Origin of the sequence: Streptomyces sp. NPDC020983 (genome assembly GCF_044333485.1) — a bacterium.
In the GTDB taxonomy this organism is placed as follows: Bacteria; Actinomycetota; Actinomycetes; order Streptomycetales; family Streptomycetaceae; genus Actinacidiphila.
The window spans coordinates 482,518-501,457 of record NZ_JBIRRA010000004.1 but is presented as its reverse complement, the minus strand read 5'-3'; the positions used below and the strand labels follow the sequence as shown (position 1 = coordinate 501,457).

The 18,940-nt window shown below is 73.5% G+C and carries 17 protein-coding genes; 7 read left to right on the top strand and 10 right to left on the bottom strand.

Features of this window, described 5'->3' with window-relative positions:
- Positions 1 to 184: 184 nt before the first annotated feature.
- Together ACH4SE_RS11195 and ACH4SE_RS11190 are read left to right on the top strand one after the other, a co-directional pair.
- Positions 185 to 808 carry a GntR family transcriptional regulator gene (locus ACH4SE_RS11195; protein WP_398543050.1) on the top strand — a complete coding sequence of 208 codons (624 nt, stop codon included), beginning with the start codon at positions 185 to 187 and terminating at the stop codon, positions 806 to 808.
- Positions 809 to 822: 14 nt separating this feature from the next.
- On the top strand, positions 823 to 1,314 hold the full coding sequence (locus ACH4SE_RS11190) for an OsmC family protein (RefSeq protein WP_398543049.1): 492 nt from the start codon (positions 823 to 825) through the stop codon (positions 1,312 to 1,314).
- 19 nt (positions 1,315 to 1,333) lie between these two features.
- Here the strand turns inward: ACH4SE_RS11190 and ACH4SE_RS11185 are convergent, their stop codons facing one another.
- The 5 genes from ACH4SE_RS11185 to ACH4SE_RS11165 form a co-directional block, all read right to left on the bottom strand.
- Positions 1,334 to 1,897 (bottom strand): hypothetical protein, encoded by a 564-nt coding sequence (locus tag ACH4SE_RS11185; protein ID WP_398543048.1) that lies wholly within the window; start codon positions 1,895 to 1,897, stop codon positions 1,334 to 1,336.
- A gap of 112 nt (positions 1,898 to 2,009) precedes the next feature.
- Entirely contained in the window at positions 2,010 to 2,855 is an 846-nt protein-coding gene (locus ACH4SE_RS11180) for a GH25 family lysozyme (RefSeq protein ID WP_398543047.1), read from the bottom strand.
- Positions 2,856 to 3,124: 269 nt separating this feature from the next.
- Positions 3,125 to 3,811 carry a vancomycin high temperature exclusion protein gene (locus tag ACH4SE_RS11175; protein WP_398543046.1) on the bottom strand — a complete coding sequence of 229 codons (687 nt, stop codon included), beginning with the start codon at positions 3,809 to 3,811 and terminating at the stop codon, positions 3,125 to 3,127.
- 185 nt (positions 3,812 to 3,996) lie between these two features.
- Positions 3,997 to 4,905 carry a GlxA family transcriptional regulator gene (locus ACH4SE_RS11170; RefSeq protein ID WP_398543045.1) on the bottom strand — a complete coding sequence of 303 codons (909 nt, stop codon included), beginning with the start codon at positions 4,903 to 4,905 and terminating at the stop codon, positions 3,997 to 3,999.
- Positions 4,902 to 5,486, bottom strand: coding sequence for a cysteine hydrolase family protein (locus tag ACH4SE_RS11165; RefSeq protein ID WP_398543204.1), 585 nt, complete (start codon positions 5,484 to 5,486; stop codon positions 4,902 to 4,904). The genes ACH4SE_RS11170 and ACH4SE_RS11165 overlap by 4 nt, the downstream gene beginning before the upstream one ends.
- A 255-nt stretch (positions 5,487 to 5,741) precedes the next feature.
- Between ACH4SE_RS11165 and nirB the strand changes: the two genes are divergently transcribed.
- Positions 5,742 to 8,336 carry a nitrite reductase large subunit NirB gene (nirB, locus tag ACH4SE_RS11160; RefSeq protein ID WP_398543044.1) on the top strand — a complete coding sequence of 865 codons (2,595 nt, stop codon included), beginning with the start codon at positions 5,742 to 5,744 and terminating at the stop codon, positions 8,334 to 8,336.
- Complete coding sequence (gene nirD / locus ACH4SE_RS11155; RefSeq protein ID WP_398543043.1) at positions 8,333 to 8,707, top strand: nitrite reductase small subunit NirD; 375 nt, start codon at positions 8,333 to 8,335, stop codon at positions 8,705 to 8,707. The genes nirB and nirD overlap by 4 nt, the downstream gene beginning before the upstream one ends.
- Before the next feature lie 27 nt (positions 8,708 to 8,734).
- Here nirD and ACH4SE_RS11150 read toward each other — a convergent pair whose 3' ends face one another.
- The 3 genes from ACH4SE_RS11150 to ACH4SE_RS11140 form a co-directional block, all read right to left on the bottom strand.
- Positions 8,735 to 9,295, bottom strand: coding sequence for a cellulose binding domain-containing protein (locus ACH4SE_RS11150; protein ID WP_398543042.1), 561 nt, complete (start codon positions 9,293 to 9,295; stop codon positions 8,735 to 8,737).
- 232 nt (positions 9,296 to 9,527) lie between these two features.
- Complete coding sequence (locus ACH4SE_RS11145; protein ID WP_398543041.1) at positions 9,528 to 10,616, bottom strand: LacI family DNA-binding transcriptional regulator; 1,089 nt, start codon at positions 10,614 to 10,616, stop codon at positions 9,528 to 9,530.
- A gap of 149 nt (positions 10,617 to 10,765) precedes the next feature.
- Positions 10,766 to 11,605, bottom strand: coding sequence for a nitroreductase/quinone reductase family protein (locus ACH4SE_RS11140; RefSeq protein ID WP_398543040.1), 840 nt, complete (start codon positions 11,603 to 11,605; stop codon positions 10,766 to 10,768).
- 204 nt (positions 11,606 to 11,809) lie between these two features.
- Here ACH4SE_RS11140 and ACH4SE_RS11135 point away from each other — a divergent pair, with 204 nt between their 5' ends.
- Positions 11,810 to 12,211, top strand: coding sequence for a MarR family winged helix-turn-helix transcriptional regulator (locus tag ACH4SE_RS11135; RefSeq protein ID WP_398543203.1), 402 nt, complete (start codon positions 11,810 to 11,812; stop codon positions 12,209 to 12,211).
- A gap of 181 nt (positions 12,212 to 12,392) precedes the next feature.
- Here the strand turns inward: ACH4SE_RS11135 and ppdK are convergent, their stop codons facing one another.
- Positions 12,393 to 15,104 carry a pyruvate, phosphate dikinase gene (gene ppdK / locus ACH4SE_RS11130; RefSeq protein ID WP_398543039.1) on the bottom strand — a complete coding sequence of 904 codons (2,712 nt, stop codon included), beginning with the start codon at positions 15,102 to 15,104 and terminating at the stop codon, positions 12,393 to 12,395.
- A 557-nt stretch (positions 15,105 to 15,661) separates the two neighbouring features.
- Positions 15,662 to 16,831, bottom strand: a complete 1,170-nt coding sequence (gene dusB, locus ACH4SE_RS11125) for a tRNA dihydrouridine synthase DusB (RefSeq protein ID WP_398543038.1) — start codon at positions 16,829 to 16,831, stop codon at positions 15,662 to 15,664.
- Positions 16,832 to 17,007: 176 nt separating this feature from the next.
- On the opposite strand from dusB, the gene ACH4SE_RS11120 reads away from it, so the two are divergent.
- Both ACH4SE_RS11120 and ACH4SE_RS11115 read left to right on the top strand, forming a co-directional pair.
- Entirely contained in the window at positions 17,008 to 18,447 is a 1,440-nt protein-coding gene (locus tag ACH4SE_RS11120) for an MFS transporter (protein ID WP_398543037.1), read from the top strand.
- Positions 18,444 to 18,938 carry a MarR family winged helix-turn-helix transcriptional regulator gene (locus ACH4SE_RS11115; protein WP_398543036.1) on the top strand — a complete coding sequence of 165 codons (495 nt, stop codon included), beginning with the start codon at positions 18,444 to 18,446 and terminating at the stop codon, positions 18,936 to 18,938. Before ACH4SE_RS11120 ends, ACH4SE_RS11115 begins: the two co-directional genes overlap by 4 nt.
- Positions 18,939 to 18,940: the final 2 nt, after the last annotated feature.

The following is an 18,940-nucleotide window of genomic DNA, read 5'->3' as shown; positions in this document are numbered from 1 at the left end:
CCCGCCGGGCAACCCGGGGCGCGGGGAACGGCGCAAGCAACCCCCAGCGACAGGCGAACCGCCCGCCGCGAGCGGCAGCGCCCGAAGGGGTGCGGGGAGCACCGCGGGTCCCGCCGGCACGGCCGCGAACGCCCCCGGCCAGGGCTTTGCATACAGTGCATGCCCTGCATGCAATACTTCACCCGTGCAGCAGACGGAAGAAGCCCGCGCGCGCCTGCGCGCGATGATTCTCGGCGGCGAGTACGCCGCCGGCCAGCGGCTCACGGAGACCCAGGTCGCCGCCGCCCTGGAGATGAGCCGCACCCCGGTGCGCGAGGCCCTGCGGGGCCTCACCGCCGACGGCCTGGTCAGGAGCGCCGGCGGGCGCGGCGTCGTGGTGGCCGCGCTGGATCCCGCGGCGCTCCGGGACACGTACCGCGTGCGCGCGGCCCTGGAGGCGCTGACCGCCGAGCTCGCGGCGGAGCGCCAGGCCGCGGGCCTGATCGCCCCGGCGGAGCTGACCGCGCTCGCCGCGGAGGCGGACCGCACGGAGGAGGCGACCCTCGCGGGCCGCCTCGCCGAGGCGGTGGTCCGCAACCGGGCCTTCCACTGCCGCGTCGCGGCCCTCGCCGCGAACGCCCCCGCGCAGGCCGCCCTCGACCGGCTGTGGGACCAGATCGTGGTCTCGACGCGCGCGTCCCTCGACCCTCCGCACCGCCCCGCGCAGGTGAACGCCCAGCACCGTGAGCTGGTGTCGGCGATCGCCGGGGGGCGGGCCGCGGAAGCCGCCGCGGTCGCGCGGCAGCACGTACTCGACACCTGCGGCTGAAAGGACCCGCCACCATGGCGTCAGCGAATGTGCACTCCTACCGCACCGACCTGGTGTGGACCGGCAATCTCGGTACGGGCACGAGCGGTTACCGGGCCTACGAGCGCGGCCACGAGGTGTCGGCGCCGGACGCGCCGGACGTACCGGTGCTGCTCGGATCGTCGGATCCGGCCTTCCGGGGCGACAAGTCGCGCTGGAATCCCGAACTTCTGCTGCTGGCGGCGCTGTCGCAGTGCCACATGCTGTCGTATCTGCATGTGTGCGCGGTCAAGGGTGTGACGGTGACGGCCTATTCGGACCGTGCCGGGGCCACGATGACGCAGACCCCGGACGGGGGCGGCCACTTCACCGAGGCGGTGCTGCATCCGGTGGTGGAGGTCGCGGACGCGGCCTCGGCGGCGCTCGCGGCCGAGCTGCACGAGCAGGCCCACCGGCTGTGCTTCATCGCGAACTCGGTCAACTTCCCCGTGCGGCACGAGGCTTCGGTGACGGTCGCGGGCGGCTGAGGGGGGCGACGGCGGCGCGTCAGCCGCCGGAGGCGGAGGAGAGGACGCCGTGACCGCCGTCGTCGAAGTCCTCCTCCGGCCACGGCAGCTCGCACTGCGCCGCCGCCTCGCGGATCGCGGCGCCGCTGAACTCCACGCTCCCGCACGGCCCTCCGGGAGGGTGGACGGTCAGGGTGACGGGCCCGTCCGGCGGCAGGGGGTCGACCCAGTAGCGGGCCTCCCAGAGCGTGCCGCGGCCGCTGCCGCCCAGTTCCCGCACGCCGATCCTGGTCGGACCGGCCGTGTCCTCGGGGGACCCGAGGGTCCGGACCGCGCTGCCGTCGGCGTACGTGATCCTGACCGGCGGGGTGTCGTCCCGGGGCATCCAGCCCGGGCGCCCCACCGCCGGCTGCCCAGGTGCCCGCACGGAGCGCAGGACGAAGTCGAAGCCGTTGGGGAAGGCCCGCAGCGAGCCGACCCACACGGCGAGGGTGGCCCCGCGAAGGGCCACCCCGCCGCCCGGTACGCCCACCGGGAGGGCGTGGCCCGGGGGATCTTCCCCGCCGCGGCGGGCCGGGGCCGGGACCTTGCCGTGTACGTCCACCGCCCCACCTTCGCACGGGGTACGGCGGTGTTCAACGGGCCGTCAGCCCGCCCCGCGGGGCGCCCCCGGCTCTGCGCCGGGTGCGCCCCCCGGGCGAGCAGCGGTCGGCGGCTCAGGTGTTGTTGGCCAGCGCCAGCAGGCGCGTGGCGGTCCCGTTGAAGCGGTCGCGGTCGACGGCGCCGGAGATGCCGGAGACCGAGCCGGAGTCGGAGTACTGCCAGAGGGTCCAGTACGGGAAGCCCGTGGGGATGGTGGGGCTGGCCGCGGTGGTCCAGTGCGCGTCGAAGAGCGGGCTGCGCGCGGACATCCCGCTCCAGCCGCCGGTGCAGCTGTTCCACCAGCTCGGGCTGGTGTAGATCACGACGTCACGCCCGGTCCTGGACTTGTAGGTGTTGTAGAAGTCCAGGATCCAGGACTGCATCGACGCGGCGGACTTGCCGTAGCAGCCGCCCTCGAGGTCGAGCATGCCCGGCAGGGTGAGGTTGTCCGCGGACCAGGCGCCGCCGTTGGAGGCGAAGTAGGTGGCCTGCGCCGCACCGGTGGACAGGTCGGGGCGGGCGAAGTGGTAGGCGCCGCGGATCACCTTGGCGTTGTACGCGTTGAGGTAGTTCGCGTTGAAGGTCGGGTCCTTGTAGGAGGTGCTCTCGGTGGCCTTGATGTAGGCGAACTGGATGCCCGCGGACTTCACCGACGACCAGTTGATGGAGCCCTGGTAGTGCGAGACGTCGATGCCGGCGGGGTAGGTGGTGGCGGGTGACATCACCAGGTCGTCACCGGCGGGCGCGGCGAGCCGGCCCTTGGTGTCCTGGTCGTAGCCGGCACCCATGTAGCCCTGGCCGAGCGGGATGTTGTTGCCCTGGGAGATCTGGGCGCCGGCGGGGGCGGGCACGGCGCCCGCGGCGCCGGCCGAGAGGGTCGTGGCGAGCGCCACGCTCGCCCCCACCGCTGCAATCGCCATCAGATTCCGGGTACGGGGAAGCATCGCTTTCCTCCTGAGCGCGTCTGTGTGGCACGGAACACGGGCGTGCTGTTCGCTGCGGATCTTTGACCGCGGACGTGGCGTTGTTGTGAACGCGTCATGAGTGAGGCATGAAGTGTCCTGTGCCGTAAAGGGGTTGCGGGATACCAGCAGAGGTCTGGACCAGGGGAGAAGCGGCGGGCGTGCAAGGGTGTCGCAACGCGCGTAGAAGTTTCACCGCGGTGAAAGTCCCGCGGGGCCCGCGGCCGCTATCCGGCGGGGGCCTCCAGGGCGCGCGTGACGCCCGGCTCCTTCGGCCCCAGGAAGCGCGGGGCGGGGTGCAGCGTCGCGTCCACCGCCGCCTTGCCCGCGGCGAGCAGCTCGCGGGTGCCGCCCGCGTACCACGTCGCGTCGTGCGGCTCGTCGACGCCGACGCCGTACACGCTCAGGCCCGCCGACTCGCACAGCGCGAGGGCCCGCCTGATGTGGAAGCCCTGGCTCACCAGGATCGCCTTCCTGACCCCGAAGACGCGTCTGGCGCGGCTGCACGAATCCCAGGTGTCGAAGCCGGCGTCGTCCACCACGACCCTGGCCGCGGGGACGCCGTGCGCGACCAGGTACGTCCGCATCGCGCCCGGCTCGTCGTACGTCGTACGGCTGTTGTCGCCCGTGACGAGCAGCACCCGCACCTTGCCCGCGCGGTAGAGCGCGAGCGCGGTGTCCAGCCGGTGCGCGAGGTACGGCGAGGGGTGCCCGGCGGGTGTCAGGCCCGCGCCGAACACGACGCCCACCGGGGCGGCCGGCACGTCCGCGAGATCCCGGACCCGTCCGCCGCCCGCGAGCTGCACCCACACGGCGGGCAGCAGCCCGACCGTGCACAGGCCCGCGACGGCCTGCACGAAACGGCGCTGCCCCTTCCGCGTCCGCAGCGCCCGTCCCCACGCCTTGAGTCCCATCCCCACCCCCTCACCTCTCTGACGCACCCGGCCCTTCCCGGGGTTGCACCCCCGGGCCGTCTCCCGCGGAGTGCGCCGCGGCCTCCTCCGCCCGGCCCCCGCCTACCACGGGGGCGCGGGGAGCCGCGCGGCAAGCCCCGGCCGGCGGACGACCGCGCGACGGACCGCGGCCCCGCCCCGTGGCGTCAGCCCGTGCGCGAGCGCAGCCGGCGGAGCATGCGGGCGTCCTGGAAGCCGACGGCGCGGGCCGCGGACTCGACGGTCGCGCCCCGCGCGATGAGGTGCTCGGCGCGCTCGATGCGCAGCTCCTGCTGGTAGCGCAGCGGGGTGAGCCCGGTCGCCGCGGTGAAGCGGCGGGTGAGGGTGCGCTCGCTGAGCCCGGCCGCGGCGGCGAGGTCGGCGAGTGCGAGGCGCGCGGTGAACCGCGCGTCCAGGACGTCCTGGACGCGGTGCACCGCGTCGCTCACGTGCCCCCGGTGCCTGAGCATGGCGCTGGCCTGCTGCTCGTCGCCGTTGCGCCGCGCGTACACGACCATCTGCCGGGCGACGCGCGCGGCCGCGCCCGCCCCGTGCTGGACGGCGACGAGGTGCAGCGCGAGGTCGATGCCGCTGGCGATGCCGGCGGAGGTGACGACGCGCCCGTCCACGACGTACAGCACGTCGCGTACGACGTGGGCGCGCGGGTAGCGCAGGGCGAGTTCGTCCTGGAGGTCGTGGTGGGTGGTGCAGCGGCGGCCGTCGAGGAGTCCGGCGCGGCCGAGCGCGTCGGCGCCGGCGCAGACGCTGGCGACGGTGCCGCCGGCGGCGTGGTGGCCGTGCAGCCAGCGCAGGGTGGCGGGGGTGAGGGCGCCGTTGTCCCGCAGGCCCTGCGAGCGCCAGCCGGGGACGACGACGAGGTCGTCGGCGGTGAGGCCGGGCAGGACGGGGTCGGCGCGCAGCACGACGCCCTGGGAGGTGGGGATGTCTTCCTGCTCGGCCGCGTAGTGCAGGGTGTGGCCGAGGCCGTGGTCGGCCGCGGTGGAGAAGACCTGCGCCGGTCCGGCGAGGTCGAGCAGGTGCAGCTGGGGTACCAGCAGGAAGACCACCCGGGTCACGATCCGGTCAGCTCCTTGAGGGTCGTCACGGTGGCGAATCGTCCGGCGAGCGCGTATTCGGTCCGGGCGATGATGTCCGCGGGCAGCAGCGTACGCGGATCGGCGAGCACCTCGGCGAGCGGCCGTCCGGCGGGCGCGTCGCGGTGCTCGATCGGCTCGGTGGCGGTGGCGTCGGTGACGAAGGTGACGTCGTAGCCGAGGTCGGAGGCGAGCCGGGTGGTGGTCTCGACGCACTGCTCGGTGCGGATGCCGCAGGTGATGAGCGCGCGGACGCCGTGGGCGGTGAGGATCTGCTGGAGGTTGGTGGTGGTGAAGGCGTTGTGCGCGGTCTTGGTGAGCTGCGGCTCGCCGGCCTGCGGGGTGAGGCCGTCCATGAGCCGGACGTGGCCGTTGTCCGGGTCGAAGACGGTGCCGGTGCCGGGTTCGGAGTGCAGCACCCACACGACGAGGTGGCCGCGCTCGCGGGCGAGGCCGACGAGCCGGGCGACCTTCTCCGCGACGTCGGGGTCGGAGGCGGCCTGCCAGCTCTCACGCTGCCGGAAGGACTCCTGGACATCGATGACGACAAGCGCGGTGGGCACGGTGTCCGGGGTGCCCGCGGGGGTGTCGGTGTGTGTCATGGCCCGATCCTCCGCTGCCCGGCGCCGCTGCCGCCAGGCACGATCACGACCCGGGGCGGAACGATCCGGTCAGGCCGGACCACTGCCGCTCACCCGCTCACAGCAGCCGGTGAGAGCGGATGAGCGCACCGTTCCCTCGGGGTAATGGCGGGGATCCGGGTGGGTAACAGCCGCGGCCCACCGTGGTGGCACGGGCGACGACGGAAGGTTCTGACCATGGCTGCCACCACCGCTATCGCGGACACACCGGACACCACGATCGTGCTCGTCGGCCACGGCATGGTCGGCCAGCGCTTCCTGGAGGCACTCGCGGACCGGGGCGTGACCGCATGGGCGCGGGTCGTCGTGCTGTGCGAGGAGCCCCGCCCGGCGTACGACAGGGTCCACCTGACGTCGTACTTCTCCGAGGGCGCGAGCCCGGAGGAGCTGTCGATGGTCGAGGACGGCTTCATGGAGCGGCACGGCATCGAGCTGCACGTGGGCGATCCGGCGGTGGCGGTGGACCGCGACGCCCGCACGGTGACGGCCCGTTCGGGGCTGGTGGTGGGCTACGACACGCTGGTGCTCGCGACGGGGTCGTACCCGTTCGTGCCGCCGGTGCCCGGCAAGGACGCGGCGGGCTGCTTCGTCTACCGCACGATCGAGGACCTGCTGGCGATCGAGGCGTACGCGCAGGGCGTGTCGAGCGGCGCGGTCGTCGGCGGCGGGTTGCTGGGCCTGGAGGCGGCGGGCGCGCTCAAGGGACTCGGACTGGACACGCACGTCGTGGAGTTCGCGCCGCGGCTGATGCCGGTGCAGGTCGACGAGGGCGGCGGGGACGCGCTGCGGCGCCGTGTCGAGGGCCTGGGCGTGAGCGTGCACACGGGTGTCGGCACGCAGCGCGTCACGGTCGGCGAGGGCGGCCGGGTGGCGGGCATGGAGCTGTCGGACGGCTCCGAACTGCCCGTCGGGATGGTCGTGTTCTCCGCGGGCGTGCGGCCGCGCGACGAGCTGGCGCGCGAGTGCGGGCTGCCGGTGGGCGAGCGCGGCGGGATCGTCGTCGACGAGCAGTGCCGTACGCCCGGGGACCCGGCGGTCTTCGCGATCGGCGAGTGCGCGCTCGCGGCGGACGGGCGGGTCTACGGCCTCGTCGCGCCGGGCAACGAGATGGCGGAGACGGCGGCGAGGGCCATCGCGGGGGACGCCGGTTCGTTCACCGGCGCCGACCTGTCGACGAAGCTGAAGCTGCTCGGCGTGGACGTCGCGAGCTTCGGCGACGCGCACGGCACCACGGAGGGCTGCCTCGACGTCCGCTACTCCGACGCACGGTCGGGCGTCTACCGCAAGCTCGTGGTGGCCGCGGACGGCACGCTGCTGGGCGGCGTCCTGGTGGGCGACGTGGAGTCCTACGGGGTGCTGCGGCCGCTGACCGGTTCGGTGCCGCCGGTGGCGCCCGAGCACCTGGTGCTCCCGGCGGGCGCGGGCGCACCCGTCGCGCTGGGGCCGGCGGCGCTGCCGGACGACGCGGTGATCTGCAGCTGCAACAACGTCACCAAGGGCACGATCCGCGCGGCCGTCACCGACCACTCCTGCACGAGCGTGCCGGAGGTCAAGAAGTGCACCAAGGCCGGTACGAACTGCGGCAGTTGCCTGAAGGTGCTCGGGCAGCTGGTGGACGCCGAGCTGGAGGCGTCGGGCGTCGAGGTCGACAAGGGCCTGTGCCCGCACTTCGCGCAGACCCGCGCCGAGCTGTACGAGATCGTGCTCGCGCTGCGGATCTCCTCCTACCGCGAACTGCTCGACGGCCACGGCCGGGAGGGCGCGCGCGGCAGCGAGGGCTGCGAGACGTGCAAGCCGGCCGTCGCGTCGATCCTGGCGTCGCTGGCTCCCACGATCGGCGCGAGCGTGCACGTCCTGGAGGGCGAGCAGGCGGCGTTGCAGGACACCAACGACCACTTCCTCGCCAACATGCAGAAGAACGGCTCCTACTCGATCGTGCCGCGCATCCCCGGCGGTGAGATCACCCCGGACAAGCTCATCGTGATCGGCGAGGTGGCCCGCGACTTCGGCCTCTACACGAAGATCACCGGCGGGCAGCGGATCGACCTCTTCGGCGCCCGCGTCGAGCAGCTGCCGCTCATCTGGGCGCGGCTGGTGGACGCCGGGTTCGAGTCGGGCCACGCGTACGGCAAGGCGCTGCGGACGGTGAAGTCCTGCGTGGGGCAGACGTGGTGCCGCTACGGCGTGCAGGACAGCGTGCGGATGGCGATCGACCTGGAACTGCGCTACCGCGGCCTGCGGTCGCCGCACAAACTGAAGTCGGCGGTGTCGGGCTGCGCGCGGGAGTGCGCGGAGGCGCAGAGCAAGGACTTCGGGGTCATCGCGACCGCGAACGGCTGGAACCTCTACGTCGGCGGCAACGGCGGCGCCACCCCGCGGCACGCGGACCTGCTGGCGCAGGACCTGTCGGACGCCGAACTCGTCCGCCTCATCGACCGCTTCCTGATGTTCTACATCCGCACCGCCGACCGGCTGGAGCGCACCAGCGTGTGGCTGGAGCGCATCCCCGGCGGCCTGGACCACGTACGCGACGTCGTCGTGCACGACTCGCTGGGCATCTGCGACGAGCTGGAGGCGCTGATGGCCGCGCACGTCGCCGGATACCGCGACGAGTGGGCCGACACCATCAACGACCCGGAGCGGCTGAGCCGCTTCGTGTCCTTCGTCAACGCCCCGGACACCCCCGACCCCACGGTCCGCTTCGTCCCGGAGCGCGGCCAGATCAAGCCCGAGCCTGTGCTCCTGAGCCTCACGGAAACGGTGACCGCATGACTGCCACGACCGACCTGACGTCCACGCTGCCCGCCGCCGCGACCTGCGGCACCGTCGAACTGCACACCGCCCGCGGCTGGTTCGCCGTCTGCCCGGCGGACGCCCTCCAGCCCGGCCGCGGGGTGGCCGCGCTGCTGCCGGACGGGCAGCAGGCCGCGCTCTTCCGCGACCGGACCGGGCGCCTCTACGCGATCGGCAACGTCGACCCCTTCACCGGGGCGGCGGTGCTGAGCCACGGGCTGACCGGCTCGGACGGCGACCGGCCGTACGTGGCCTCGCCGCTGCTCAAGCAGCGCTTCGGACTCGCGGACGGGCGCTGCCTGGACGACGAGGGGGTGGCCGTGGCCAGCTACCCGGTACGGGTGAGCTGAGCACGGCCCTGGCGGCCGGCCGGTACGTCAGTTCGACGTGCAGGGAAGGCCGTTGAAGACGAATCCCGTCGGCGGCGGGTTGGAGCCGGACCACGTGGCGGTGAAGCCGAAGGTCACGGTGCCGCCGCCGCGCGGGATCACGGCGTTGCGGTCGAGGCTGCGGGCCGCGTAGGTGGTCCCGGATGTGGTGACGGTGGCGTTCCAGGCGTGCGTGACGGTCTGGGGGCCGGACGGCTGCTCCCAGGTGACGAGCCAGCCGTTGGCCTGGCCGGTGGTGGTCAGGGTGACACGGGCGCTGAAGCCGGTGGCCCACTGCGTGGCCCGGTAGTCGACGGCGCAGGTCGAGCCGGGCGGCGGGGGCGTCGGCGTCACGGGGCCCGTGGGGGTGGTCGGCGGGATCGTGGCGGGCGGTGCCGTCGGGGCCGGCGAGGTCGGCGGCGGGGCGGTGGCCGATGCCGGCGCGGGGGTGGGCGTGGTGCCGGCGGCGTGGGCGGCGGGCACCGCGGCGGCCGCCAGTGCGACGGCCGCCGCGAGCAGCGCCGCGGCGGATCCGCCCGCGGCGGATCTCAGCACTCGCTTCGAAGGCATGGGAGTCGGTACCTCTCTCCACAGGGGATGGGATCAGGCATTCCGTACTCGTTGCGCATGCGTGGTGCGCACGGAAGGGGATCTTCCGAAAATTCCGGACGTGGTCCCGATCCGCGCCGCGAGATTACGGGCGCCGCCGGAGTGCGTCAACGTGTCGCGAGACCTTCCCCCGCCCCGCCCACGCGCGTAGACCGTACGCGCGTGCGAAGGGTGAAATCCCCTGCGGCGGCCGTCAGTTGGCGGCGCCGTCCGCCTGTTCCGGGACCGCGGCCGCGGGGGCGGCGGTGCTGCTGCGCTCCACCAGCCTGGTCGCCAGGTCCACCCGCAGGGTGCTGGGCTCGCGGCCGCGGCTGAGGTCGAGGACGAGCCGGGCGGCGGCCTCGGCCATCTCCGTGAGCGGCTGCCGCACGGTGGTCAGCGGCGGGCTGATCCAGGTGGCCAGCGGCAGGTCGTCGAAGCCGACCACGCTCAGGTCGCGCGGGATCGACAGGCCCAGCTCGCGCGCGGCCTCGTACAGGCCGACCGCCTGGAGGTCGTTGCCGGTGAAGATCGCGGTGGGGCGGTCGGGGCGGCGCAGCAGCTCCAGGCCGGCGGCGTAGCCCGCCTCGTGGTGGAAGTTGCCGGTGACGACGAGGCCGGGGTCGAAGCGGACACCGGCGGTCTCCAGCGCGGCGCGGTAGCCGTCGATCCGGGCGCGGCTGCACATCATGCCCGGGGGGCCGCCGAGCACGCCGATCCGGGTGTGGCCGAGGTCGAGCAGGTGGCGGGTGGCGGCGAGGCCGCCCTGCCAGTTGGTCGCGCCGATCGCCGGCACGTCCTCGCCGGGGTCGCCGGCCGGGTCGAGGACGACGAACGGTATGTCGCGGCTGATGAGCTGCGAGCGCTGGGCCGGGTCGAGCCCGGAGAGCACCAGGATGACGCCGGTCGGGCGGCGCGCGAGGACGCCGTCCACCCAGGTCTGGCCGGGGCTGAGGCGGCCCGCGGACTCCGAGAGCACCACGCTCAGGCTCTCCTGGCCCGCGACGCGTTCGACGCCCCGGATGACCTCCATCGCCCAGGAGCTGTCGAGTTCGTGGAAGACCAGGTCCAGCAGCGGGGCGGGCTGCATGCTGCCGCGGCGGCGCTGGTAGCCGTGCCGCCGCAGCAGGTCCTCGACCCGGCTGCGGGTGGCGGGGGCGACGTCACCCCGGCCGTTGAGGACTTTCGAAACAGTCGGAGCCGAGACCCCGGCGGCGCGGGCGATCTCGGCAAGCGTCGCCGTGCCCTCGCCGGTGGCTCCCGACTGGTCATCGCGCGAGGGCTGGGGAATCGTGGCACTCATGGGAGGGATCGTAGCCGGGCGGGATGGGGCCCGTCCGCACCGTGTCACACCTGATTCACCGCAGGGGCACCAAAAGATTCGAATAGGCAGCCGAAAGCTTCGGAAATCCTGGGCGGGGCTGCCGGAAAGTGGTCCGTACCAGCGGCCGTTCAGTCCTCCGGCCCGGCCCCCTGCCCGGTGAGTACGGGTATGAGGTGCTCCTCCTCGTACGTGAAGTGCTCCTCCATGCGCCCGGCGAGGGCGTCCAGCCGCGCCGCCAGGTCCGCGCCCGGCTCCCCCGCAGCCGACCGCAGCCCGGCCAGCTCACGGGCCACCTCCCGGTGCTCGGCGCGCAGCCGGGCGAGCACCGGGGCGAGGTGGGGGAAGGCCTCGTCGAAGGCGGGGAGGACGGCGTCCTCGGAGGCGTGGTGCGCACCGAGGGCCTCGCAGAAGGCCAGGCAGTGCACGGCGGGCCCGCCCGCCGCGGCACCCCCTTCCCTCAGCCGCGCCAGCTGGGCCCGCAGTTCGGCGTGCACGGTCAGCAGCTGGGCGGCGATGGCGCGGTTGCGCGCCGCGTCCGGCACGGTGAGGTCCAGGGGGTGCAGCGCCACCACGGGGATGACGCGCGCGGTCCTGCGCTGGTAGTCCCCGTAGGCCGGGACGCGCGCCGCCTGCCGCGCGTAGGCGGCGTCCCGCGCGGCCCCCTCCAGCACCTCGGCCCGTACGGCGAGGGTGCGCACTCCCCCGCGCCCGTCCGCCGTCTCGACCTCGGCCCGCGGGTGGACGAGCAGGTTGCGGTACCAGTCCGGGTGCCGGTCGGCGCCGGCGTTGGAGCCGAAGACCAGCAGCCGCCCGTCCTCCCGCGCGACCCCGAGGGGCGAGGTGCGCCGCAGGCCGCTGCGCGCGCCGGTCGTGGTGAGCAGGACGAGGTCCGCGCCCTCGAAGACACCGCCGACGCGGCCTCCGCGGGCGCGGAACTCCGCGATGATCGTTGCGTTCCAGTCGGCCATGGCAGGCCCTCCGATAAGCTCGACCGTCAGACGATTTTGCTTTGCAAGCAAAGAAGTTTTGCATGCATAGCTAAAAGGCAGGAGAGACGTGTGTCAAGCGCGGACGGCGCCCAGCCCCCGGAGACGGCCCCCGGCGGCACCCCCCGCAGCAGCGGTGAGGCCGGCGTCAGCGTCGAGGACGGCATCCGCAGCCTGCTGCTGCTGATGCCGCGGATGGTGGGCCGGGCCAAGAGGATCAAGGTCCCCGCGGAGCTGAGCGGCTTCTCGCTGGCCCCCCGGCACCTCTCCCTCTTCTCCTACCTCCTCTTCGACGGCCCCCTGACCGTCAACGAACTGGCCACCCGCCTCGAAGTGGCCCCCGCCACGGTGAGCCTCATGGTCAGCGACCTCGGCCGCCAGGGCATCCTGGACCGCACCCCCGACCCTGCGGACCGCCGCCGCACCATCGTCACGATCGCCCCCGCCCACCGCCCCGCGATCGACACCTGGCTCGCCCGCGGCGCCACCGCCTGGCGCACCGCCCTGGCCCCCCTGACCCCGGCCGAACGCAGCCTGTTCATCCGCACCCTCAGCGCCTACGAGGACGCCCTCACCGACGAGCCGTGAGCCCCGCCCCGCCTCGCCCAAGTCCCCCCGTCCGCCGCCTCCGGGCAGCGAAAAAGCCGGGGACGGCACCTCCGCACGAAGTGCCGTCCCCGGCGGGGTGGGCCGGGGCGGGCCACCGGTCGGTGAGGGTTCGGCCCCCAGGGCATGGGGCCGCCGGCGGTGGGCCCGCGGGCCGGCCCGGTCAGGGGGTCAGGGTGGTGGCGCGGGCGGCCTCCAGACGGGCGACGGGGATGCGGAAGGGGGAGCAGGAGACGTAGTCCAGGCCCACCTGGTGGAAGAAGTGGACGGACTCCGGGTCGCCGCCGTGCTCGCCGCAGATGCCGAGTTTGAGGCCGGGGCGGGTGGCCCGGCCGGCCTCGGCCGCGCTGCGGACGAGGGAGCCGACGCCGTCGCGGTCGATCGTCTCGAACGGGGAGACGCCGAAGATGCCCTTCTCCAGGTAGGCGGTGAAGAAGGACGCCTCCACGTCGTCGCGTGAGAAGCCCCAGACGGTCTGGGTCAGGTCGTTGGTGCCGAAGGAGAAGAACTCCGCGGCCTCCGCGATCTGGCCCGCGGTCAGGGCCGCGCGCGGCAGCTCGATCATCGTGCCGATGGCGAGCTTCAGCCGCGTCCCGGTGGCCGCCTCCACGCCGGCGATGACGCGGTCGGCCTCCTCGCGGACGATCTCCAGCTCCTGCACCGTGCCGACCAGCGGGATCATGATCTCGGGGCGCGGGTCGCCCTTCGCGGCCCTGCGGTGCGCGGCGGCCTCCGCGATGGCCCGTACCTGCATCGCGAACAGGCCCGGGATGACGAGGCCGAGGCGCACCCCGCGCAGGCCCAGCATCGGGTTCTGCTCGTGCAGCTTGTGGACGGCCTGGAGCAGCCGCAGGTCGTTCTCGTTGGCGTCCTTGCGGGACTCGGCGAGCGCGACGCGCACGGACAGCTCCGTGATGTCGGGCAGGAACTCGTGCAGCGGCGGGTCCAGCAGCCGTACGGTGACCGGCAGTCCGTCCATCGCCTCGAAGAGCTCGATGAAATCGGCCTTCTGCAGCGGCAGCAGCGCGGCGAGGGCGTCCTCGCGCTCGGCGTCGGTGTGGGCGAGCACCAGCCGCTCGACCAGCTCCCGCCGCTCGCCCAGGAACATGTGCTCGGTGCGGCACAGCCCGATGCCCTGCGCGCCGAACCGCCGTGCCCGCGCGGCGTCCTCGGCGTTGTCGGCGTTGGCCCGCACCTGGAGCCTGCGGATCCGGTCGGCGTAGGCCATGATCCGGTGCACCGCCTGCACCAGCCCGTCGGCCTCGTCCTCCCCGGCGTGCATGCGGCCCTCGAAGTACTCGACGACGGGCGACGGCACGACGGGCACCTCGCCGAGGTAGACCTTGCCGGACGAGCCGTCGATCGAGATGAGGTCGCCCTCCTCTATCACCAGGCCGCCCGGTGCCGTCAGCCGGCGCCGCTTGGTGTCGACCTCCAGCTCCTCCGCGCCGCACACGCACGTCTTGCCCATGCCGCGGGCCACCACGGCGGCGTGCGAGGTCTTGCCGCCGCGGGAGGTGAGGATGCCCTCGGCGGCGATCATGCCGTTGAGGTCGTCCGGGTTGGTCTCCCGGCGGATGAGGATGACCTGCTCACCCGAGCGTGACCACTTCACCGCGGTGTAGGAGTCGAAGACCGCCTTGCCGACCGCCGCGCCCGGCGAGGCCGCGATGCCCCAGCCGATCCGCCGCACCTGGCCGCTGTCGGCGACCTCGTCGTCGAACCGCGGGAACATCAGCTGCGCCAGCTGCCCCCCGGTGACCCGCCGCAGCGCCTCCGCCTCGTCGATGACGCCCTGGTCGACGAGTTGCGTCGCGATACGGAACGCCGCCGCGGCCGTCCGCTTGCCGACCCGGGTCTGGAGCATCCACAACTGCCCGCGCTCGATGGTGAACTCGATGTCGCACAGGTCCTTGTAGTGCTCCTCCAGCGTCTGCATGATCGCCGTCAGCCGGTCGTACGACGTCTTGTCGATCGTCTCCAGCTCGGCGAGCGGCACGGTGTTGCGGATACCGGCGACGACGTCCTCGCCCTGCGCGTTCTGCAGGTAGTCGCCGTACGTGCCCTGCGCACCGCTCGCCGGGTCGCGCGTGAAGGCCACGCCCGTGCCGGAGTCGGCGCCGAGGTTGCCGAAGACCATGGAGCAGATGGTCACGGCGGTGCCCAGGTCGCCGGGGATGCGCTCCTGGCGGCGGTAGAGGCGGGCCCGCTCGCCGTTCCACGACGCGAAGACCGCCCGTACGGCGAGGTCCATCTGCTCGCGCGGATCCTGCGGGAAGTCCCGTCCGGTCTCCGCCTTCACGATCTTCTGGAAGTCCGCGACGAGCTGCCGCAGGTCGGCGGCGTCCAGGTCGAGGTCGCTGGCGGCGCCCTTGGCGCGCTTGGCCGCCTCCAGCGCGTCCTCGAACAGGTCGCCGTCGACGTCCATCACGGTCTTGCCGAACATCTGCACCAGGCGGCGGTACGAGTCCCACGCGAAGCGCTCGTTGTCCGCCTGTGCGGCCAGCCCCGCGACGGACGCGTCCGACAGCCCGATGTTGAGGACGGTGTCCATCATCCCCGGCATCGAGAACTTGGCCCCCGAGCGGACCGACACCAGCAGCGGGTCGTCGGCCTGGCCGAGCTTCTTGCCCATCCGCTGCTCCAGCGCTTCGAGGTGCGCACTCACCTCGTCGCGCAGCGCGGGCGGCTCCGCGCCGGACTCCAGGTAGACCCGGCACGCCTCGGTCGTGATCGTGAACCCGGGAGGGACCGGGAGGCCGAGGTTGGTCATCTCGGCGAGGTTCGCACCTTTCCCGCCGAGCAGGTCCTTGAGGTCCTTGTTGCCCTCAGTGAAGTCGTAGACGAATTTCTGCTGCTTCTGCCGTGCCGACACTGGGCCTCGACTCCTCGCAACGGGTTGCCCTGACGGCGGGGAGCGTACCCATCTCGAAGGCTTCGCAAGGCGTCCATCCGTACGACACACGGGTGCAGACCCCCGTCTGCGTTCACATCGAAAGTCCCCGCCCCTTCAACGGGGCTTCACCCCGCGTTCACAAGCCGAAGCCACGGTTCCCCTGCGCGAGCGACTCATGGGCCGTGGTGGCGGAGCGTGACCGTTGCGGTGAGCCTCTGCACGCGGGCCGGCCCGGTGGCCGCAGGCGTCATTCGAGAGGTGACGCGCTCAGTTGCGCGCTCACATGAGCGCGGTGACTCGCCTTGTGAGCGGAATCACCCTCGCGTGTCCCACCGTTCGGACCCTGCGAACGCGCCCGCGGGGCACGCCAGGGGCGCGGGGGAACCGCCCGCGCAACCACCCACCGGCCGGTGGTCCTGGGGGCACCCGGGGGAGAACCGGACCGCCCTGTGCGGCCGGTGACGGCGTGGGCCACGGCGGCAGGCCGGCCGCTCGGTTCCCGGCGCCCCCGGTGTGCCCCGCGGGGCGGGCGCGGTTCAGCCGCCGGAGGTGGCGGACTCCGCGTCCTCGGAGAGGACGTCGCAGGTGAAGGGGTCGTCCAGCCACCCGTCCGGCAGGACGACCCGCTTGCCCGGCGCCGTCCGGCCGCGGGGCCCGTCCGCCCCGGCCGGCCACGGCTGGTCGAGGTCCAGGCCCGCGAGGTGGGCGTCCAGTTCGGCGAGCGAGGACGCGGAGGCCAGGGCGCGGCGGGCCTCGGAGCCGACCGCGAAGCCCTTGGTGTACCAGGGCACGTGCTTGCGGAAGTCGATGACGCCGCGTGCCTCGTCGCCGAGCCAGCGGCCGAGGAGTTCGGCGTGCCGCCGCATGACGGCGGCGACCTGGCCGAAGCCGAGGGCGGCGGGCGGCTCGTCCGGCGTCTCGAAGGCGGCGACGAGGTCGCCGAAGAGCCAGGGCCGCCCGAGGCAGCCGCGGCCGACGACGACGCCGTCGCAGCCGGTGGCCCGCATCATCCGCAGCGCGTCCTGCGCGCACCAGATGTCGCCGTTGCCGAGGACGGGGATCTCGGGCACGTGCTCCTTCAGGCGCGCGATGGCGTCCCAGTCGGCGGTGCCGCCGTAGTGCTGCGCCGCGGTGCGGCCGTGCAGGGCGACCGCGGTGACGCCCTCCTCGACGGCGATCCGCCCGGCGTCGAGGTAGGTGAGGTGGTCGTCGTCGATGCCCTTGCGCATCTTGATGGTGACGGGCAGGTCGCCCGCGTTGGTGACGGCCTCGCGCAGGATGGCCCGCAGCAGCGGCCGCTTGTACGGGAGCGCGGAGCCGCCGCCCTTGCGGGTGACCTTGGGGACGGGACAGCCGAAGTTGAGGTCGATGTGGTCGGCGAGGTCCTCGTCGACGATCATCCGCACGGCCTTGCCGACGGTCGCCGGGTCGACGCCGTAGAGCTGGATGGAGCGCGGCGTCTCGGCCGGGTCGAAGTGGATGAGCTGCATCGTCTTCTCGTTGCGCTCGACCAGGGCGCGGGTGGTGATCATCTCGCTGACGAAGAGCCCCTTGCCGCCGCTGGACTCCCGGCACAGCGTGCGGAAGGGCGCGTTGGTGATGCCGGCCATGGGCGCGAGCACGACCGGCGGCCACACGGTGTGCGGGCCGATCCGCAGGGCGCCGGGCGCGGTCGGGGCCGGGGCCGGGGTGGTGTCAGCGGTCATGGGGTCCATTGTCCCGTACCCGCGAAGTGCGCCCGCGTGCTCCGCCGCAGGGTGCGGTCCCGCCCCCCGTGCGCCGGGGTGCGCCCGCGTGCTCCGCGGGCGCCGGTCACCGGCCGCACGAATGGTTGTACAGTAGTAACGATTACATCCCTACAACCATTGGACTTGCCATCAACATGCCGGACGCCGCGGAAGCACCGGACACCACGACCTCCCGCCGCCGCATGCTCATCCTCGCGATCTGCTGCATGAGCCTGCTGATCGTCAGCCTCGACAACACGATCCTCAACGTCGCGCTGCCGTCGCTGCAGAAGGACTTCCACTCCTCCGTCTCCGGCCTCCAGTGGACGATCGACGCGTATCTGCTGGTCATCGCCTCGCTGCTGCTGCTCTCCGGCTCGACCGCCGACCGCGTCGGGCGCAAGCGGATCTTCCAGACCGGACTGGCCGTCTTCACCGCCGGATCACTGCTGTGCAGCCTCGCGCCGAGCCTCGGGTGGCTCATCGTCTTCCGGATGGTGCAGGCGGTGGGCGGCTCGATGCTCAACCCGGTGGCGATGTCGATCATCACCAACACCTTCCACGAACCGCGCGAGAGGGCTCGGGCGATCGGCGTGTGGGGCGCGGTCGTCGGCATCTCGATGGCTGCGGGGCCGATCGTGGGCGGCGCGCTCGTGCAGTCGGTCGGCTGGCGGGCGATCTTCTGGATCAACGTGCCGATCGGGCTGGCCGCGCTGCTGCTGACCGCCCGCTTCGTGCCCGAGTCGCGCGCACCGCGCGCCCGCCGGATCGACCCGGTCGGGCAGGTGCTCGTGGTCGCGCTGCTGGGCACCCTGACGTACGGCATCATCGAGGGCTCCGGCGCGGGCTGGACCTCACCGGAGATCCTCACCTGCTTCGTCGTGGCGGCCGCGGCCGCGGTGACGCTCGCGCGCTACGAGTCCCGGCGCGACGACCCGCTCATCGACACCCGCTTCTTCCGCAGCGTCCCCTTCAGCGGCGCGACCGTCATCGCGGTGTGCGGCTTCGCCGCGCTGGGCGGCTTCCTCTTCCTGAACACCCTCTACCTGCAGAACACCCGCGGGCTGTCGGCGCTGGACGCGGGCCTGTACATGCTGCCGATGGCCGCGATGGCGCTGGTCTTCGCCCCGCTGTCCGGCCGGCTCGTCGGCTCGCGCGGCCCGCGGATCCCGCTGGTGCTGGCGGGCGCCACGATGACGGCGAGCGGCGTGCTCTTCGCGGGCTTCGACGCCCAGTCGGCGAACGCGCTGCTCTTCCCGGCCTACGTGCTGTTCGGCATCGGCTTCGGCTTCGTGAACGCGCCGATCACCAACACCGCCGTGTCCGGCATGCCGCGCGCCCAGGCGGGCGTGGCGGCGGCGGTCGCGTCGACGAGCCGCCAGGTGGGGCAGTCCCTCGGCGTCGCGGTGCTGGGCGCGGCGCTGGCGGCCGGACTGCACCAGGGGGCGTGGTGGATCATCACCGGTTGTGGTGCGGCGGTGCTCGCGCTCGGTACGCTCACGACCGGCCGGTGGGCCAGGCGCACGGCGGATCGTACGGCCGGGCTGCTCATGGCCCCCGAGGCGGCGGAGAACCGGATGGCGGTGAAGACGTGACCAGCGCGGCGACGGCACGGCACGAGGTGGATCCCCCGAGCGATCCCCCGCAGGCGCAGGGCGGGGAGGAGCAGACCGCGGCCGAGCGGGTCTGGGGCCACCTGCGCGCGCTCGTGCTGGAGCGCAACGAGCGCCGCAAGGAGGTCGCCGACGCCCTCGGCATGAGCTTCTACCGCGTCAAGGCGCTGCGCCGGATCGCCAAGCACCCCTACCGGATGAGCGAGCTGGCCGCCGAACTGGCCTCCGACCGGCCCTACATGACGCTCCTGGTGGACGACCTGGAGCAGCGCGGCCTCGTCCAGCGCACCCAGGACCCGGCGGACCGGCGGTCCAAGATCGTGTCCGCCACCCCGGAGGGGCTGGCGGCGGCGGCCCGCGCCAACGCGATCCTCGGCACCCCTCCCCCGGCCCTCCTCGCCCTCCCGCCGGACGATCTCGCGACCCTGGACCGGATCACCGCCGGCCTGGCCGCCTTCCGGCAGGACGGCTGATC

What these genes read in the sequence shown, in the direction of transcription:
- ACH4SE_RS11190 (WP_398543049.1), top strand. Translation starts at nt 823, where the DNA reads ATGGCGTCAGCGAATGTGCACTCCTACCGCACCGACCTGGTGTGGACC.
- ACH4SE_RS11180 (WP_398543047.1), bottom strand. Translation starts at nt 2,855, where the DNA reads ATGGCGATTGCAGCGGTGGGGGCGAGCGTGGCGCTCGCCACGACCCTC.
- ACH4SE_RS11175 (WP_398543046.1), bottom strand. Translation starts at nt 3,811, where the DNA reads ATGGGACTCAAGGCGTGGGGACGGGCGCTGCGGACGCGGAAGGGGCAG.
- nirB (WP_398543044.1), top strand. Translation starts at nt 5,742, where the DNA reads ATGGCTGCCACCACCGCTATCGCGGACACACCGGACACCACGATCGTG.
- nirD (WP_398543043.1), top strand. Translation starts at nt 8,333, where the DNA reads ATGACTGCCACGACCGACCTGACGTCCACGCTGCCCGCCGCCGCGACC.
- ACH4SE_RS11150 (WP_398543042.1), bottom strand. Translation starts at nt 9,295, where the DNA reads ATGCCTTCGAAGCGAGTGCTGAGATCCGCCGCGGGCGGATCCGCCGCG.
- ACH4SE_RS11145 (WP_398543041.1), bottom strand. Translation starts at nt 10,616, where the DNA reads ATGAGTGCCACGATTCCCCAGCCCTCGCGCGATGACCAGTCGGGAGCC.
- ACH4SE_RS11140 (WP_398543040.1), bottom strand. Translation starts at nt 11,605, where the DNA reads ATGGCCGACTGGAACGCAACGATCATCGCGGAGTTCCGCGCCCGCGGA.
- ACH4SE_RS11135 (WP_398543203.1), top strand. Translation starts at nt 11,810, where the DNA reads ATGCCGCGGATGGTGGGCCGGGCCAAGAGGATCAAGGTCCCCGCGGAG.
- dusB (WP_398543038.1), bottom strand. Translation starts at nt 16,831, where the DNA reads ATGACCGCTGACACCACCCCGGCCCCGGCCCCGACCGCGCCCGGCGCC.
- ACH4SE_RS11120 (WP_398543037.1), top strand. Translation starts at nt 17,008, where the DNA reads ATGCCGGACGCCGCGGAAGCACCGGACACCACGACCTCCCGCCGCCGC.